The 15,606-nt window shown below is 55.1% G+C and carries 14 protein-coding genes; 10 read left to right on the top strand and 4 right to left on the bottom strand.

Annotation, left to right across the window (positions count from 1 at the left end; genetic code table 11):
- The first annotated feature begins 12 nt into the window (after positions 1-12).
- The 4 genes from FS665_RS19440 to FS665_RS19425 all read left to right on the top strand — a co-directional run bounded on the left by FS665_RS19440 (position 13) and on the right by FS665_RS19425 (position 4,394).
- The gene (locus tag FS665_RS19440; RefSeq protein WP_145192159.1) at positions 13-1,023 is read left to right on the top strand and encodes a polysaccharide biosynthesis protein; all 1,011 of its coding nucleotides are present in this window, start codon (positions 13-15) and stop codon (positions 1,021-1,023) included.
- Entirely contained in the window at positions 1,016-2,140 is a 1,125-nt protein-coding gene (gene wecB / locus FS665_RS19435; protein ID WP_145192156.1) for a non-hydrolyzing UDP-N-acetylglucosamine 2-epimerase, read from the top strand. The genes FS665_RS19440 and wecB overlap by 8 nt, the downstream gene beginning before the upstream one ends.
- Positions 2,141-2,340: 200 nt before the next feature.
- Positions 2,341-3,267, top strand: coding sequence for an NAD(P)-dependent oxidoreductase (locus FS665_RS19430; RefSeq protein WP_145192154.1), 927 nt, complete (start codon positions 2,341-2,343; stop codon positions 3,265-3,267).
- Positions 3,264-4,394 (top strand): glycosyltransferase family 4 protein, encoded by a 1,131-nt coding sequence (locus tag FS665_RS19425; RefSeq protein WP_178108373.1) that lies wholly within the window; start codon positions 3,264-3,266, stop codon positions 4,392-4,394. The genes FS665_RS19430 and FS665_RS19425 overlap by 4 nt, the downstream gene beginning before the upstream one ends.
- A gap of 55 nt (positions 4,395-4,449) precedes the next feature.
- Here the strand turns inward: FS665_RS19425 and FS665_RS19420 are convergent, their stop codons facing one another.
- From FS665_RS19420 to FS665_RS19410, 3 genes are read right to left on the bottom strand one after another with little or no spacing between them, the layout of a single operon-like run.
- Entirely contained in the window at positions 4,450-5,910 is a 1,461-nt protein-coding gene (locus FS665_RS19420; protein ID WP_178108372.1) for a hypothetical protein, read from the bottom strand.
- A 51-nt stretch (positions 5,911-5,961) separates the two neighbouring features.
- A complete protein-coding gene (locus FS665_RS19415) occupies positions 5,962-6,849 on the bottom strand; it encodes a glycosyltransferase (protein ID WP_218570371.1) in 888 nt (295 codons plus the stop codon).
- 4 nt (positions 6,850-6,853) lie between these two features.
- Positions 6,854-8,230: a lipopolysaccharide biosynthesis protein gene (locus FS665_RS19410; RefSeq protein ID WP_145192141.1), complete on the bottom strand. Its 1,377-nt coding sequence runs from the start codon at positions 8,228-8,230 to the stop codon at positions 6,854-6,856.
- Positions 8,231-8,518: 288 nt separating this feature from the next.
- Between FS665_RS19410 and FS665_RS19405 the strand changes: the two genes are divergently transcribed.
- The 6 genes from FS665_RS19405 to FS665_RS19380 all read left to right on the top strand — a co-directional run bounded on the left by FS665_RS19405 (position 8,519) and on the right by FS665_RS19380 (position 15,332).
- Positions 8,519-9,481 (top strand): SDR family oxidoreductase, encoded by a 963-nt coding sequence (locus FS665_RS19405; protein ID WP_145192138.1) that lies wholly within the window; start codon positions 8,519-8,521, stop codon positions 9,479-9,481.
- Positions 9,478-10,503 (top strand): glycosyltransferase family 4 protein, encoded by a 1,026-nt coding sequence (locus FS665_RS19400; protein WP_145192136.1) that lies wholly within the window; start codon positions 9,478-9,480, stop codon positions 10,501-10,503. The genes FS665_RS19405 and FS665_RS19400 overlap by 4 nt, the downstream gene beginning before the upstream one ends.
- Before the next feature lie 42 nt (positions 10,504-10,545).
- Positions 10,546-12,543, top strand: coding sequence for a nucleoside-diphosphate sugar epimerase/dehydratase (locus FS665_RS19395; protein ID WP_145192133.1), 1,998 nt, complete (start codon positions 10,546-10,548; stop codon positions 12,541-12,543).
- A gap of 241 nt (positions 12,544-12,784) precedes the next feature.
- The gene (rfbB, locus tag FS665_RS19390) at positions 12,785-13,852 is read left to right on the top strand and encodes a dTDP-glucose 4,6-dehydratase (protein ID WP_145192130.1); all 1,068 of its coding nucleotides are present in this window, start codon (positions 12,785-12,787) and stop codon (positions 13,850-13,852) included.
- Between the two features lie 81 nt (positions 13,853-13,933).
- Positions 13,934-14,815: a glucose-1-phosphate thymidylyltransferase RfbA gene (gene rfbA / locus FS665_RS19385; protein ID WP_178108377.1), complete on the top strand. Its 882-nt coding sequence runs from the start codon at positions 13,934-13,936 to the stop codon at positions 14,813-14,815.
- A gap of 184 nt (positions 14,816-14,999) precedes the next feature.
- Positions 15,000-15,332 (top strand): helix-hairpin-helix domain-containing protein, encoded by a 333-nt coding sequence (locus tag FS665_RS19380; RefSeq protein WP_145192127.1) that lies wholly within the window; start codon positions 15,000-15,002, stop codon positions 15,330-15,332.
- Between the two features lie 50 nt (positions 15,333-15,382).
- Here the strand turns inward: FS665_RS19380 and FS665_RS19375 are convergent, their stop codons facing one another.
- Complete coding sequence (locus FS665_RS19375) at positions 15,383-15,550, bottom strand: DUF2897 family protein (protein WP_145192124.1); 168 nt, start codon at positions 15,548-15,550, stop codon at positions 15,383-15,385.
- Positions 15,551-15,606: the final 56 nt, after the last annotated feature.

The raw sequence follows: 15,606 nt of genomic DNA, 5'->3' as shown, positions 1-15,606 counted from the left end.
AAGGACTTATCTGTGTTCGATAACAAGATTCTCATGATTACCGGTGGCACTGGCTCGTTTGGTAATACCGTACTCAAGCGCTTTCTCAACACCAATGTAAAAGAAATCCGGGTCTTCAGCCGCGACGAAAAGAAGCAGGAAGACATGCGCATTGCTTTGTCCAATGACAAGGTCAAGTTCTACATCGGCGACGTCCGCGATTATCAGAGTGTGTCCGAGGCAATGGTCGGGGTCGACTATATCTTCCACGCGGCCGCCCTCAAGCAGGTTCCATCCTGCGAGTTCTATCCAATGGAGGCGGTCAAAACCAACGTGCTGGGTACAGAGAACGTGCTGAATGCCGCTATCGCCAACGGCGTCAAGCGTGTAGTGGTGCTCAGCACCGATAAAGCCGTGTATCCGATCAATGCGATGGGTATTTCCAAGGCAATGGCCGAGAAGCTGATGGTGGCGAAGTCGCGCATGATCCCTCAGCAAGGTCCTGTGATTTGCGCAACACGCTATGGCAACGTCATGGCCTCGCGTGGTTCGGTCATTCCGCTGTTCGTCGATCAGCTCAAGGCTGGTAACGAGCTAACTGTGACCGACCCCAACATGACCCGTTTCCTCATGTCGCTGGAAGACTCCGTGGATCTAGTGCTGCACGCGTTCGAGCACGCCGAGCAAGGCGATATTTTCGTACAAAAAGCACCAGCGTCCACCGTTGCCGATCTGGCAGAGTCGCTGAAGCAGCTGTTCAAGCGAGAGAACCCGGTGAAGGTGATTGGCACCCGCCACGGTGAGAAGCTGTATGAGTCGCTGATCTCCCGCGAAGAGATGGCCAAAGCGGATGACATGGGGCGCTACTATCGGATTCCAGCGGATAACCGTGACCTTAACTACAAAAAATATTTCGTCGAAGGCGAGCAGCATATTTCTGAGCTCGATGACTATACCTCGCATAACACGGAACGCTTGGACATCGAAGGCATCAAAACCCTGCTCTTGAAGCTCGACTACGTCCGGGAAGAACTCAATGCTTAAGGTTATGACGCTGGTCGGCACCCGACCTGAACTGATCAAGATGAGCCGCGTCATCGCGGAACTCGATGAGCAGACTCATCATGTACTCGTGCATTCCGGGCAGAACTACGACTTCGAGCTGAATCAGGTTTTCTTCGATGACCTCGGCATTCGAAAGCCTGACCATTTCCTGGGTGCAGTCGGCGCCACGGCAGCCGGTACCATTGCAGAGGTTATCGCCAAATCGGATGCAATCTTCGAGTTGGAAAAGCCCGATGCGTTGCTGCTGTACGGTGACACCAATACCTGTTTGGCCGTCATTGCGGCCAAGCGCCGCAAGATCCCGGTGTTCCACATGGAGGCTGGCAACCGCTGCTTCGACCAGCGAGTGCCGGAAGAGCTGAACCGCAAAGTGCTCGACCACCTCAGCGACATCAACATGGTCCTCACCGAGCATGCCCGTCGCTATTTGCTGGACGAAGGTATTCGACCGGAGACCATCATCAAGACCGGCTCGCACATGCACGAAGTGCTCGATTACTACCGGCCGCAAATTGAAGCTTCGACCGTGCTTCAGAAAGAGTCGCTGGAGGAGGGTAAGTACTTCATCGTCAGCACCCATCGTGAAGAAAACGTCGATACTCCGCAAAACCTTCGAGACCTGCTGGCTTCCTTGCGAGCACTGGCCGACGCCTATGGCCACCCGATTATCGTCTCGACACACCCGCGCACGCGTAAACGTTTGGAAGATCTGGGCGAAAGCCTTGAGCATCCGCTGATTCGGTTCGTCAAACCGTATGGCTTGCTGGATTACATTCGGCTGCAGATGGGCGCGCTCTGTGTGCTGTCCGACAGTGGCACGATTACCGAAGAGGCCTCGCTGCTCAATCTGCCAGCGGTAACCATCCGGAATGCTCATGAGCGCCCTGAAGGTATGGACGAGGGTACATTGATCATGTGCGGCTTGACCCCTTCTCGGGTGCTGGACGCTGTGCGCGTTGTGGTCAGTCAGCATGACCGTGGTGAGCGCGTGATCCCGGTTGTTCAGGACTACCTCGGCGGACCGGTTTCCAAGCAGGTTGTACGCATCGTTTATAGCTACACCGACTACATCAACCGGACCGTGTGGGCGAAATAGCACCTTCCTCTGCGCATCCCGGCAGGTCACTGCCGGGATGCGCAGGGCAGTTATGCGCCTCAATAGGTTGCCCTTCTGCCTCTGGCGGGCCTCGTAGACACATGTCAGCCAAGGCGCTTGGCTAGTGACGCGAGGTTTGCTGCGCCTCACGATGGCACGAGTGCGCACTACTCATATTCGCATGGAGAATCTAGCAGCTCATGAATAAGTTGGTAGTGATTGGTGGCACGGGGTTCGTAGGACGGCATTTGCTCGCTGCGAATAACAGGCCGGCAGGCACTGAAATTGTGTACGCGGTTCACCGTAGTGAGCCGGACTGGCTGATTCAAAGCGACGTCCGTTGCGAACGTTTCGACGTGAGTGATCCGGGATCGTTGACCGCAATCCTGACGCCAGGATGTACAGTCCTGAACCTGCTCAGACCCGATGGCAGCGGTTGGTTCGAACCGGCCATTGTCAACATTCTTCAAGCCTGTGAGCGCTCGCGCATCAAGCGATACGTGCACGTCTCAAGTATCGATGTGTTTGGATCGGCAGCGGCTGATGTCGTGGATGCCCAAACGCCTATCGAGCCGAAAACGCCATATGAACGTGAACATGCAGGCGCCGAGGCGCTAGTGCGTGCCATCGCTGCAGACGCATTCGAGGTCGTAGTGGTGCGCCTTGGCGCCGTATTCGGCGAGGGCGGTTTGAACATCGTGTCCTTCGTGGATGAAGTGAGGCATGCCCCCGCCTGGAAGCTGGGGTTGCGTCGCGCGTTGTACGGCGCGAGGCGCATGCACCTGGTCAGTGTCCAGAAGGTAGTCCAGACGCTGCTCTTCGTGGCCCAGGTCCCGGCTATACGCCAAGGTGAAGTGGTGCTGGTGACCGATGATGCTGCGCCGGATAACAACTTCGGTTATCTGCAGGATGTGCTGATGCAGGCTTTCAATCGGCCTTCTGTAGGCTATCTGCCGCACTTGCCGCAATCTGTGCTGCGCGCGCTGCTGCGCCTGCGCAACATCAGTAACGCCAATCCGATGCGCAGATTCAAGGAGTCGCGATTGAATGAATGGCAGCAGCCTGCGACTGCAGACTTCAATCAGCAGTTACGCTTTTATATAGAGAAACTCAAGGAACAAGCATGAAAGTGCTTCTGGTCAATATCTCTCTGGATGCCGAAAGGGGCGGCGGTACTGCCGAGCGTACCCGCCATTTGGCGACCCATCTGGCCAAGGCAGGTGCATCCTGTGAAGTCATGGGCATGAATGGCAATTCATGGCAGAGTGAGTTCGACGGGCTTGGAGTGAAAACGTATATCACCGGTCACTTGGGAAACCGGTTTCCCTTGCCTTTGCTCAACCCCTGGCGCGCATGGCGGGCGGTGCGCAATGCCGATGTGATTCACATCATGGGGTACTGGAACTTGCTGAGTGTCGCCATAGGATTGCTAGCCTTGATAGGTAGGCGGCCCTATGTTTTGTGTCCAGCCGGCGAATTCGCTTCGGTGGGCTCACCGCGGCCGGTCATGAAAATCTTCCATTTTTTTCTTGGCCGTTGGCTGATAAAAGCTGCTTCTGGATTCATTGCTATTACCCAGCTAGAGCGGCAAATCATCGCGCGGGTGTCCGGGGTGCCTTTGGACTCAGTTGTAGTGATTGAGAATGCCGTTTCGGAACCTCAAGCGCGGCTGCCATCGAGAACCCTAAATATTCCAGAAGAGCCTTATATTCTATTTATGGGGCGACTGGCACCAGTCAAAGGGCCAGATTTTTTAATCGGTGCATATCTAAGCACGCCATTGGCCCAGCAGTTTCCGCTTGTTATGGCAGGTCCGGATTTTGGCATGCAAGCTGATTTGCAAGAGCGGGTGAGATTGTCAGGGTTGACTGACAAGATCCGTTTCTTGGGGTTTATGAATGAACAGGAGCGGACGCAAGTATACCGAGGTGCAATGCTTTTGGTAATTCCGTCTAGATCCGAAGCGATGTCTTTGGTAGCGCTAGAGGCAGGGATGTTAGGTGTTCCCGTGCTACTGACGGATACCTGTGGTTTCGAGCAAGTTGCAAGTGTTGATGGCGGGTTAGTAGTACCTGCAAGTGAAGAAGGTATCGCCAACGGTCTCCAACAGCTTCTAGTGGATCCTGCTGAGCTCAAGCAAAAAGGGCAGCGACTCAAAGACTTTGTGATGAAGAACTATACCTGGAAGGCGGCTGTTCGCGCGATGCTGCAGAGATTTGATCGTCTTATTCGCACGGGGTCGATGGCCGGTTAGCCTGAAGCTGGTCCGATCGCTCTCGGTCGGACCAGCTTCAGGCTGGAGTCTCAATTTAGGGGATCTCTGGGTTCGGCGTGGAGTGTCGGCGCCCGGCCATGACAGCGCTGCAAATGAACATGGTAAACGCGTAGGGCATCCAAACAATAGGCCGCTGATATACGCTCAGTGCGAAGAGCAGGAAAAACAACAGTGTCCATGATGGCAACTCTGCCGTACGCGTGATAGTCAGAACCAAACTGATCATACCGAGCGTGAACAGTGCCGCGCCGATTAGTCCAAAATCGGTTAGCAATCGGGTCACGACTTGCGATACGCCTCCATAGACGACACTCGAATCAGCACCCAGGCCGAGCAGTATAGTCTTGGTGTCCGAACTCCAATATTTAGCAATCAGCTTATCCATCTCTGGAAGGGAGCGATTGTTAATATATTTAGTCTGTCGAAGCTCAGTTTCCGGCTCTACAACAACCGGTAGTGCCGGCGTGGTCATGACAACTTCTTCGCTCGGCGCCAGCGGTTGTACCAGTTCCTTAGCAGACAGCTCATTCGTATCGGATGCCTTAGATTCTGGCGACGGAATTGATAGCTGTGGTGCGGCTGTTGGTACTACTACTACTTGAGCTGGTACTTCTACAGCTGCTAGGGGCGCGACAGTCGGTTTGATAACGCCTAGAATCAGCAGTCCGAAAAATCCCAGTATCGCTAGAGGTATCACGCCGAGAAAGGAGCGGACTTGCCATAGGCGATATAGAAACCCGATTGCGGCCATGACAACAAACGCAAGCGAGAACGAGAGCAGCCCGCCGATGAAGACGATCAGAAATGGAAATGGTTTCAGGCGAAAGCGATTGGCAGCAAGTATGAAGGCAGAGAGAGTGCCTACCATCCCCGGCTCGTCATACATGGCGCAGAGACGGTAGAGCTCACCGCCCCATGGCATTGACAGATTGTTACTCGCCAGCAGTAAAGCACCTGGCGCGTGTAGATAATAGCCCCCAGCCGCGGCCATGACCGGATTCAACAACGGTATATGGTCGAACGTGACAGGAATGTTGGCCGCTGCGCAGAGTGAGAAAATGATTCCTGGTATCAGACTCAGTGTGAATATCCAGGTAAACCATTGCAGCACGCCGCTACGTCTTTCGTCTGAAAACACCATTAGCGCCAGCAGCGTCGGAAGCACAAAATACCAGCGGGTAGTGGTGCCGTCCACTTTGGGCAAGAGGCTGATGTAAATTACGAAAACACAAATAAGCATGAATCCGGAAAATTCACGACGACGAGGGCGGTCCCCCAGCATGAAAGCTCCAGCCGCCAGGAGACCAGACAACATGCCGGCGATCGCCATGTGTCGCCCGGAACTCCACAGGAAAAAGGGGTTAAGAGATACCCAGGCGCACGCTGCAAATAGTGGGGCCACAAGACAATCAATTGTCGAGGTGGCGCTGTAGGTTCCGGTTGCTGTTGTCATAATCTCGAAATTGCCTGATGTGATTGATGCGCGCTTACTCACACTAGAGTACGTTTGCATTAGGCGTTGCAATGAATTTTATCTGCAGCACAGCTAAGCTTTAGGTTTCGGCCGGCAAATGGTTAGCAGATAGCTGACCATTTTGCGTGATAGAACCGAAGTAGGATCCAGCGTTACCGCCCTGCCGATGCGCGCCATAAATTTAGCATACCGCCCGGAGTATCCATGCATGAAGCCCGACAGCATGAATGCGTTGGCCTCCGCTTTCCTTTTCCATCTCAGTATGGAAGAGGAGAGTCCTTGAGTATTGTAAAAACTCCTGATCACCCGAAGTGGCTCATCAGCTCGCTCTGGATTGCAGGCATTATACGTGGTAGACCCGGAGTGAATCCGGAAATCGGCGAGTGGCTGAGCAACTCGTATGAATCTGCCATGCTGACAAAATCTTAAGAAAAAGTCCATGTCAGGAATGTTACGCAACTCAGTATTCCATCCTCCGACCTGCTCCCAGACAGAGCGACGGAATAGCGCACCCGGGCCTGGTAAGCACTGGAAATTGGCAATGAGTAGTCGCTCCTCGTATTCCGGAGTTTCAACGATTCGCAGCTGTTTTGAATCTTCATTGATGACGCAGAAGTCTGGATAGGCCAGCGCTGCGTCCGGAGCTTGCGCCATGGCGTCGACGATCGCTTCAATGGCTCGAGGGTGCAGCCGGTCGTCGGCACTGAGATAACCTAATAGCTCACCGCTGGATTTTTCCCAGCCAAAATTCATCGCGGCGCTTTGACCTGCATTCGCCTGACGGTAGCGGATAAATTTACCTGGATGTTGTTCCAAGAGCGTAGGTGTATGGTCCGTCGATCCGTCGTCGACGACGATGAGCTCAACATTCGGGTAGCTCTGCCCCAGCACGCTTTCTATAGCATCGGGCAAATATTGCGCTGTATTGTAGGTGGGGATGACGATCGACACCCGCGGCATTAGGTTACTCGCGACCATATGAAACCTTTCGACGGTAATAGAAACGCGCAAATCGACGCAGTGAGGAGTAATTCGCGGTGGGGTTGAGATTGAATTCACGCTTAACAAAGTAAATCTGTGCCAGCGACTGGGTGACGCCGCCTAGGCTGTATACCACGGCTAGGCCAATGATTCCATACAGCCACATAGCCACAAAGCCTGCTGCTATCATGCATGCTCCGCTGATCACAGATATTCGCATTGCGATATGTTGCTTTTGAAGCATCATCAGCACGAAGCCAGCGGTACCCGCGTAGGTCTGTACCAGTTGGGAAATGCCGAGTATGCCAAAGATGTAGTAGGCATCGGCATATTCGTCCGACCACACGTGAGATAGTAAGAACTGGCCGCTGAGCATGAACACGAGATATCCCGCCAATCCGAGGGTAGTCGCCGCTCCCGCGCCAACCCCCAGCACCCTTTGCAAATAGCGTTTTTTTCCGCGGATCCAAATACGGCCTATGGATGGAGCAACAACTGTATTGATTACGGCGAGCGGGATCAGCACTAGGGCAGCCAAGCGCGAGGCAAGGCCATAGACCGCTAATCCAGCAGAATCGCTAAACCAGGCGATGATCCATAGATCGGCTTGCGCCATTGCGAAAAGCGTCACAGTGGTGGTGAGATTAGGACGCGTATCCCGTAATAAGCTTACAAAGCTAGTGCTGGATTGGGGCTCCACGGCGGGTTGCTTTCGATACCAGCGCATGAGACTGTAGCTGCCGAGCAGCGTCGTGATACCTGCCCCGGCGAGCCCTGCTAGGATAAGCAGGTCGAGGTCGAGTTTTATTTCTGCGCGCCATGCCAAGGTAACGGTCGCAGCGCTAGCCACGCTTGCGCCAGTTGTCAGGAAGCTAGCTTGTACGAAGTGGCCGAGCGCCCTGTGTTGCTCGGAGATGATGGTGGATAGTGCTGCAAGCACCATGCTTATGGAAATCAGTGGTGCAAGACTGTGAAGCACATTCAGTAGATCTGCTTCCTCCACTCGCGAAAGCAGGTGTATGCATAGATTGAAGCCTACTGCTATCGAAACCGTGGAAAACAGGGCCAGCAGCAGACTGCGGCGTATCACTTGCATCACTTTTCCTGTGTCGCGATGCCCCTGAGCGTTTGAGATTCCGGCGGGTGCCGTGATGCTCATACCCAATTGGCCGACTGTGGCAAGTGCTGCAATTACAGATTGCGCGAGAAAAAACATTCCGACTGATGTTTGTGGCATCGTCAGTGGAATGATGACGCCTGTAAGCGCACCGGTACCAAGCAGCAAAAATCGGCCGATGACCGCAGTGATACTGGCGATGACTGGTGACGACAGTGCGTTAGAGACTTTCCCGTTGGACATGATTTCTGACGGCTAACCTGAGAGTAGGCGGGGATTCTGTTGTGTTTTACTCAAGCTGTCCATCCTAGAGCGGCCCAATGCTCGGCGTAGCTTTGATATCTGCCGAGGATTTTGCAATCATTCCTCACCCGTCTGCTCGATGCCTGCTCCCTGTTTCAGAGCAGGCGTGAAGCAGATAGTCATCCTGTTTTTTAGGTGTGTTCCGTCACGTCGAGCGACTGTCAAGTCTGGCTTATGAGCTGAACTGGTAGACACAGCGCGCCTATCACCATAAACGCTAAGGCAAAAATGCGAATTATTCTCACTGGTGCATCCGGATTTGTCGGGCGAGCGGTTTTACAGGTGCTTAGCAGTACTGCAGATCTAGCGGTCATTATTCCGCTGCGTACACCTATGCGTGCCATGCCGGATGGCGTGCTGAGCTACCCCATTCATGATCTCACTGATGATCAATCTGCCCAGTTTGCAGTTCATCGACCTGACGTCGTGGTGCATTGCGCTTCGCGTGTTCACATTATGTCTGACAAGTCAGCCGATCCACTCGCAGAGTTCCGTCGAGTCAATGTCGACGGCACGCTAGCGTTAGCGCGCGCGGCTAGCGATGCAGGCGCACGGCGTTTCATTTTTGTGAGCTCGATCAAGGTCAATGGTGAAGAAACCCAGCCTGGTCGTCCTTATAGGTCAGATGACGAGCCCAAGCCTATCGATCCCTATGGAATCTCCAAGCTGGAGGCTGAGAGGGGACTACTGGCGCACGGCGCTGCGACTGGCATGGAAATCGTGATCATTCGGCCAGTTCTCGTGTATGGGCCCGGTGTGAGGGCTAATTTCCTCAACATGATGCGTTGGCTTGATCGAGGCGTCCCCTTGCCTTTCGCTGCCATCCGCAACAAGCGTAGCCTCGTCGCACTGGGTAATCTAGTCGACTTGATCGTCACATGCGTTGATCACCCGGCTGCAGCCGGTCAGGTCTTTCTGGTCAGCGATGGGGACGACCTTTCGACACCAGATCTGCTGCAGCGGATGGCCAGTGCATTGAATAAACCCGCTCGACTGCTTCCAATACCGTCTTGGATGCTAGATGCTGGCGCCAAGCTTCTGGGTAAAGGTGCCCTTTCTCGCAGATTGTGCGGCTCCTTGCAGGTAGATATAAGTAGCACGCAAGAGCGTCTCGGATGGCAGCCACCTCTAGGGGTTGATGATGCACTGCGCGCAACAGCTAGGTCTTATCAGGAAGATGTTAGAAAATGATGCTTTTGTTGTCGGTACCCATCGTATTGGCTTGTTCTTGGTTGATGACTGCAGGGCTACGCCGTTACGCCCTTGAGCGCAGTGTGATGGATGTTCCGAATGCTAGGAGTTCGCATACTGTTCCTACGCCGCGAGGGGGAGGGGTCGCGATCGTGCTGTCCTTCCTGCTAGCACTTTTCGGCTTCATGCTGACCGGCACGTCGCAAATCGATGCCTTGGTGGCGTTAGGTGGTGCAGGGTCGTTGATCGCGGTCATCGGCTTCATGGACGACCATGGCCACATCGCCGCTCGCTGGCGGCTACTGGGGCACTTCGTCGCCGCTGGGTGGATGCTGGTATGGCTAGGCGGCTTGGCCCCATTGACCGTGTTCGGCTGGCAAGTGGATCTTGGCTGGCTTGGCGGCCTGCTCGCTGCCGTTTATCTGGTCTGGCTGCTCAACCTCTATAACTTCATGGATGGCATCGACGGCATTGCCAGTGTGGAGGCGATCACAGTCTGTCTAGGTGCGGCGCTCCTCTACGTGCTGGCAGGTCTTCACGCCTTTACCGCGTTGCCACTGCTGCTGGCAGCCGCTGTCGGTGGCTTTCTTTTTTGGAACTTTCCACCGGCCAAGATATTCATGGGGGATGCTGGCAGCGGTTTCCTGGGGATCGTTCTGGGCGGCTTGTCGCTGCAAGCTGCCTGGCTGTCGCCGACATTGTTCTGGTGCTGGCTGATATTGCTGGGCGTTTTCATCGTTGATGCGACCTATACGCTGATCAGGCGAGTGATGCGCGGCGACCGGGTTTATGAGGCGCATCGCAGCCATGCTTACCAATTTGCTGCCCGTGAATACGGCAGGCATTTGCCCGTGACGCTTGCGGTGATGGGCATCAATTTGTTCTGGCTTCTGCCGATCGCGGTATGTGTTTTAGAGTTTGGTCTTGACGGCGCCGTTGGGCTGTTGGTGGCCTACGTTCCTTTGGTTGCGCTGGCGGTGCGGTACCGTGCAGGGACGCTTGAGCAACCTCATCAAGGTTGAAGGGCTCAAGCTGTCAAGGATAGGAAGGTTTCTAGAGGAGTTATGGAAAAGGTGCGTACTAAACTGCTGGCTCTGCCGCGGCGACATAAACGTCTGCTGCAGGTAATGACGGACATCGTCCTCATATGGGCGGCCTTGTGGCTTGCATTCGTAGTGCGCCTGGGTATCGACGATCTGGCGAATCCGCTCACCGATCACACATGGCTGTTCTTGTGTGCGCCCCTGGTGTCGATTCCATTGTTTATCCGTTTCGGCCTTTATCGTGCGGTGATGCGCTATTTCGGTAACGACGCGCTTGTTGCCATTATCAAAGCCGTGACGCTCTCGGCATTGATACTTGGATTCATCATCTACTGGTCCAGTAATCACGAAAATGTCGTGCCACGCTCGATCACGTTCAACTATTGGTGGCTGAGCCTGATTCTGATTGGCGGCTTGCGTCTGGCGATGCGTCAGTACTTCCTCGGCGGCTGGTTCACTGCTGCCGTGCAGCATGTACCCTTCGCCAGTCGTGATGACGGGCTGCCTAAAGTTGCCATCTATGGTGCCGGCACTGCGGGCAACCAGTTGGTTGCCGCTTTGCGCATGGATAAAGTGATGCGTCCGGTTGCTTTCATCGATGATGACGCGAGTCTGACCGATCGGGTGATTGCAGGGCTGCAGGTCTACCATCCCGAGCAGCTACAGCGGATGATCGAAGATACGGATGTCCAGGAGATTCTGCTGGCCATTCCATCCTCCACTCGCACACGCCGCCGAGAGATCCTGAATTATCTGGAACGTTTTCCGCTCCACGTACGCACCATCCCGGGGTTCATGGACCTGGCCAGCGGAAAGGTCAAGGTCGACGACATCCAGGAGGTCGACATTGCCGACTTGCTCGGGCGCGATGCCGTGCCAGCTCAGAGCGACCTGCTCGAGCGCTGCATCGTAGGCCAGACGGTATTGGTAACCGGTGCCGGGGGCTCGATTGGCTCGGAACTGTGCAGGCAGATTCTGCGTCAGGCGCCCAAGACCTTATTGCTTTTCGATCACAGCGAATTCAACCTCTACAGCATCCTTTCAGAGCTTGAACAGAAGGTCCGGATCGAGTCGCTGTCAGTGTGTGTGGTGCCCATCCTGGGCTCGGTACGCAATCAGGCGCAGTTACTAGACATCATGAAGACCTGGCGCGTCGATACGGTGTACCACGCTGCGGCATACAAACATGTGCCTATGGTGGAACACAACATCACCGAGGGACTGCTCAACAATGTCATCGGCACCTTGCACACGGCGCAGGCAGCCCTGCAGGCGGGCGTCGACAACTTTGTGCTGATTTCAACCGACAAGGCCGTACGGCCCACCAATGTCATGGGCAGCACCAAGCGTCTGGCAGAAATGACGCTTCAGGCGCTCAGTCAGGAGCTGGCGCCGGTTTTGTTCGGGGACGCCGGCAACGTATCGCAGGTTAACAAGACGCGCTTCACCATGGTGCGCTTCGGCAATGTGTTGGGCTCCTCAGGTTCCGTCATTCCCCTGTTCTACAAACAGATAAAGGCGGGTGGGCCGTTGACGGTCACCCACCCTAAGATCACCCGTTATTTCATGACCATTCCTGAGGCTGCACAGTTGGTCATTCAAGCAGGCTCGATGGGTAAGGGCGGGGATGTGTTCGTACTCGACATGGGCGAGCCGGTGCGCATTGTCGAACTTGCCGAGAAGATGATCCACCTGTCGGGATTCAGCGTTCGCAGTGAGCGTAATCCCGTTGGTGATATCGCCATCGAGTTCACTGGCTTGCGCCCTGGCGAAAAACTCTACGAGGAGCTGTTGATCGGTGACAACGTTCTTGCGACCGGTCACCCGATGATCATGAGCGCCAACGAGGACCATCTGCCGTGGGATGAACTCAAGGACGCGTTGCAAGCATTGTTGGAAGCTGCCGCCAACGACGATTTCGTCCGCGTCAGGCAACTGCTGCGTGAAACGGTCAGCGGCTATGCCCCAGAAGGCGAGATTGTGGATTGGATTTACCAGCAGCGGCGGCTGGAGCCCTGATAAGCCATGGGCTGGACGCTTGCTCTTTGCGCTCAGCCCTTCCCGCCGGTGTTGCCCTTTCCCTGTGCGATCGGTCGTCGGGATAACCAGGCCTGAGCACCTCACCTTTCAACTAAGGTTACTGAAACGCCGACTTCAGCAAAAGCTGCATTGCCCAGCCCCGAGGTTGCTCGGATGCACGCGCCATTGCGTCTACACTATCGCCAGCCACTCATTAGCCCTGCCTTGGACGACTTGACTCATGACTATTCTGGTTACCGGCGGAGCCGGATTCATTGGTGCGAATTTTGTGCTCGATTGGACCAGCGCCTCGCCTGAGACGGTCATCAATCTCGACAAGCTCACTTACGCCGGAAATCTTCAGAGCCTGGCTACCCTCGATGGCAATCCACAGCACGTCTTCGTGCGCGGAGACATCGCCGACTCGGCGCTCGTTGCTCAGCTACTGGCGAAGCATGAGCCGCGGGCCGTGCTCAATTTTGCTGCAGAGTCTCATGTGGACCGTTCCATTCATGGGCCTCAGGCGTTCATTGAAACCAATGTGGTCGGTACGTTTTCACTGCTCGAATCAGTACGTGCGTACTGGCAGACGCTGGAAGGGGCGAAGCGCGAGCTGTTTCGCTTCTTGCACGTTTCGACAGATGAAGTATACGGCTCGCTAACGGCAGACGAGCCCGCCTTCACTGAAAACCACCGGTATCAGCCTAACAGCCCCTATTCGGCCAGCAAGGCAGCCAGTGACCATTTGGTGAGGGCTTACCACCATACTTACGGACTTCCAGTACTGACCACCAATTGTTCGAACAACTATGGCCCGCTGCATTTTCCAGAAAAGCTCATACCACTAATAATCGTCAATGCACTGCAAGGCAAAGCGCTGCCGATCTACGGCGACGGTCAGCAGATTCGCGATTGGCTCTATGTGAAAGACCACTGCAGCGCTATTCGCAGCGTCCTCGAGGGCGGGCGGGTAGGGGAGGTTTATAACGTGGGTGGGTGGAACGAAATGTCCAACATTGACATCGTCACCCACGTGTGTGTGTTGCTGGACGCGTTGCGTCCCAGGGCGGACAGGAAGTCATACGCGGAACAGATAACCTATGTGAGTGATCGTCCGGGTCATGATCGCCGCTACGCCATCGATGCCCGGAAACTTGAACGAGAATTGGGTTGGAGACCTGCTGAGACCTTCGAATCTGGTATACGCAAGACAGTCTCGTGGTACCTCGATAACAATCCGTGGGTAGAAGCTGTGTTGTCCGGGAGTTATCGCTCTTGGGTCGAGAAAAACTACCAGGATCGTGGCTGATGCTAGAATTTTCATTGATAGCAAAGAGCTAGCAAGCTGCGCACCCTCCATCCACCACGGTTCTCTATCCCAATGACCATGCTGAATCGAAAAGGCATCATCCTTGCGGGGGGCTCCGGCACCCGCTTGCATCCGGCCACCTTGGCAATTTCCAAGCAGCTGCTGCCCGTCTACGACAAGCCGATGATCTACTACCCGCTGACCACCCTCATGCTGGCGGGCATCCGCGACATTCTGATCATCTCCACCCCCCAGGACACGCCGCGCTTCGAGCAATTACTGGGCGATGGCCACAAATGGGGTATCAACATCACCTATGCGGTACAGCCGACACCTGATGGACTGGCCCAGGCTTTCATCATCGGTGAAGACTTCATCGGGAACGACCGATCGGCGCTGGTACTGGGTGACAACATCTACTACGGCCATGACTTCCAATCGCTGCTGCTCGATGCCATGGGTCGCAATGAGGGTGCGAGCGTATTCGCCTATCATGTGACCGACCCAGAGCGCTATGGGGTGGTCGAGTTTGACAGCAGTGGCAGGGCAATTAGCTTGGAGGAAAAGCCCCTCAAGCCCAAGTCCAACTATGCGGTCACCGGCCTGTATTTCTATGACCAAGATGTGATCGAGATGGCCAAGGGCCTCAAACCCTCGTCTCGCGGCGAGCTGGAGATCACCGACCTCAATCGCCTGTACCTCGAGCGTGACCAGCTTTCCGTTGAAGTCATGGGGCGTGGATACGCCTGGCTGGACACCGGCACCCATGACTCGCTACTTGAAGCCAGCGGCTACATCGCGACCATCGAGCGGAGGCAGGGCCTGAAGGTCGCCTGTCCCGAGGAGGTGGCGTATCGTCAGCGCTGGATCGATGCCGAGCAGTTACAGAAGCTCGCAGCACCCATGACCAAGAATGGCTATGGCCAGTATCTGCAACGAGTGCTACGCGACACTATCTTCTGATGCAGAAGGACAAGTGCACATGCGCCGTGGGGGCATTCCCACAGCGCGTGCGCAACATACGGTGACGTCTAATTTGGTAACCATTCCCGTTGAAATCATGCTGGGATAATCGCAGGTGAGAGGTTAGTTTGAATGCGCAGCCATGGAGTCCGCTGCGCTTAACCTAACTCACAGGAGTGCCCTCATGCGAAACAACGTCCTTAGCTACCTGCTGCTGCCACTGTTCGCTGGCCTTTCATTCTCACTCAGCGCTGCCCCAGCTTCGACCGCTCCAGTGGCCGAACCGGTGCCGATCGTTAGTCAAGTTCAAAGCCAGTCCGCGACGCTCAACCTGAATACCGCAGACGCCTTGACCTTGCAGAAAGAACTCACTGGGATTGGTAAGGCAAAGGCAGAATCCATCGTTGCCTATCGTGACGCCAATGGCCCTTTTGCATCGGTAGACGAACTGCTGGAGATCAAGGGCATTGGTAGCGCGTTGCTCGAACGCAACCGCGGCAAGCTCATGGTCGACTAGGGGAGGTGACCGGGGTTGGCTCAAACAACCCCGGTACCGTTTGAACAGGGCTAGCGATCCTGCGCGTCCTTGGCATCCGCCTCAGCATTGCGCTCGCGCACTTTGCGCAGTTGCTCTTCAGTCAGTGGCAATTTCTTCGCCGTATCGCGCAGCATCATCAGCCCGCCCACGATCGACCCTATCGCTACGACGAGTATTAGCCAGGCATACCAAGGCATGTCGCATCTCCTTTCTTTACGTTGCCGCATATATAGATGTGATCAGCCACTCAGTC

Source organism: Pseudomonas sp. URMO17WK12:I11 (assembly GCF_007677725.1).
Taxonomy (GTDB): Bacteria; Pseudomonadota; Gammaproteobacteria; order Pseudomonadales; family Pseudomonadaceae; genus Aquipseudomonas.
Note: the sequence above shows the minus strand (reverse complement) of the source record. Positions and strands in the feature narration are given on the sequence as shown.

Coding starts and splice junctions, on each gene's coding strand:
- wecB (WP_145192156.1), top strand. CDS start 1,016: ATGCTTAAGGTTATGACGCTGGTCGGCACCCGACCTGAACTGATCAAG.
- FS665_RS19430 (WP_145192154.1), top strand. CDS start 2,341: ATGAATAAGTTGGTAGTGATTGGTGGCACGGGGTTCGTAGGACGGCAT.
- FS665_RS19425 (WP_178108373.1), top strand. CDS start 3,264: ATGAAAGTGCTTCTGGTCAATATCTCTCTGGATGCCGAAAGGGGCGGC.
- FS665_RS19415 (WP_218570371.1), bottom strand. CDS start 6,849: ATGCCGCGGGTGTCGATCGTCATCCCCACCTACAATACAGCGCAATAT.
- FS665_RS19410 (WP_145192141.1), bottom strand. CDS start 8,230: ATGTCCAACGGGAAAGTCTCTAACGCACTGTCGTCACCAGTCATCGCC.
- FS665_RS19405 (WP_145192138.1), top strand. CDS start 8,519: ATGCGAATTATTCTCACTGGTGCATCCGGATTTGTCGGGCGAGCGGTT.
- FS665_RS19400 (WP_145192136.1), top strand. CDS start 9,478: ATGATGCTTTTGTTGTCGGTACCCATCGTATTGGCTTGTTCTTGGTTG.
- FS665_RS19395 (WP_145192133.1), top strand. CDS start 10,546: ATGGAAAAGGTGCGTACTAAACTGCTGGCTCTGCCGCGGCGACATAAA.
- rfbB (WP_145192130.1), top strand. CDS start 12,785: ATGACTATTCTGGTTACCGGCGGAGCCGGATTCATTGGTGCGAATTTT.
- FS665_RS19380 (WP_145192127.1), top strand. CDS start 15,000: ATGCGAAACAACGTCCTTAGCTACCTGCTGCTGCCACTGTTCGCTGGC.
- FS665_RS19375 (WP_145192124.1), bottom strand. CDS start 15,550: ATGCCTTGGTATGCCTGGCTAATACTCGTCGTAGCGATAGGGTCGATC.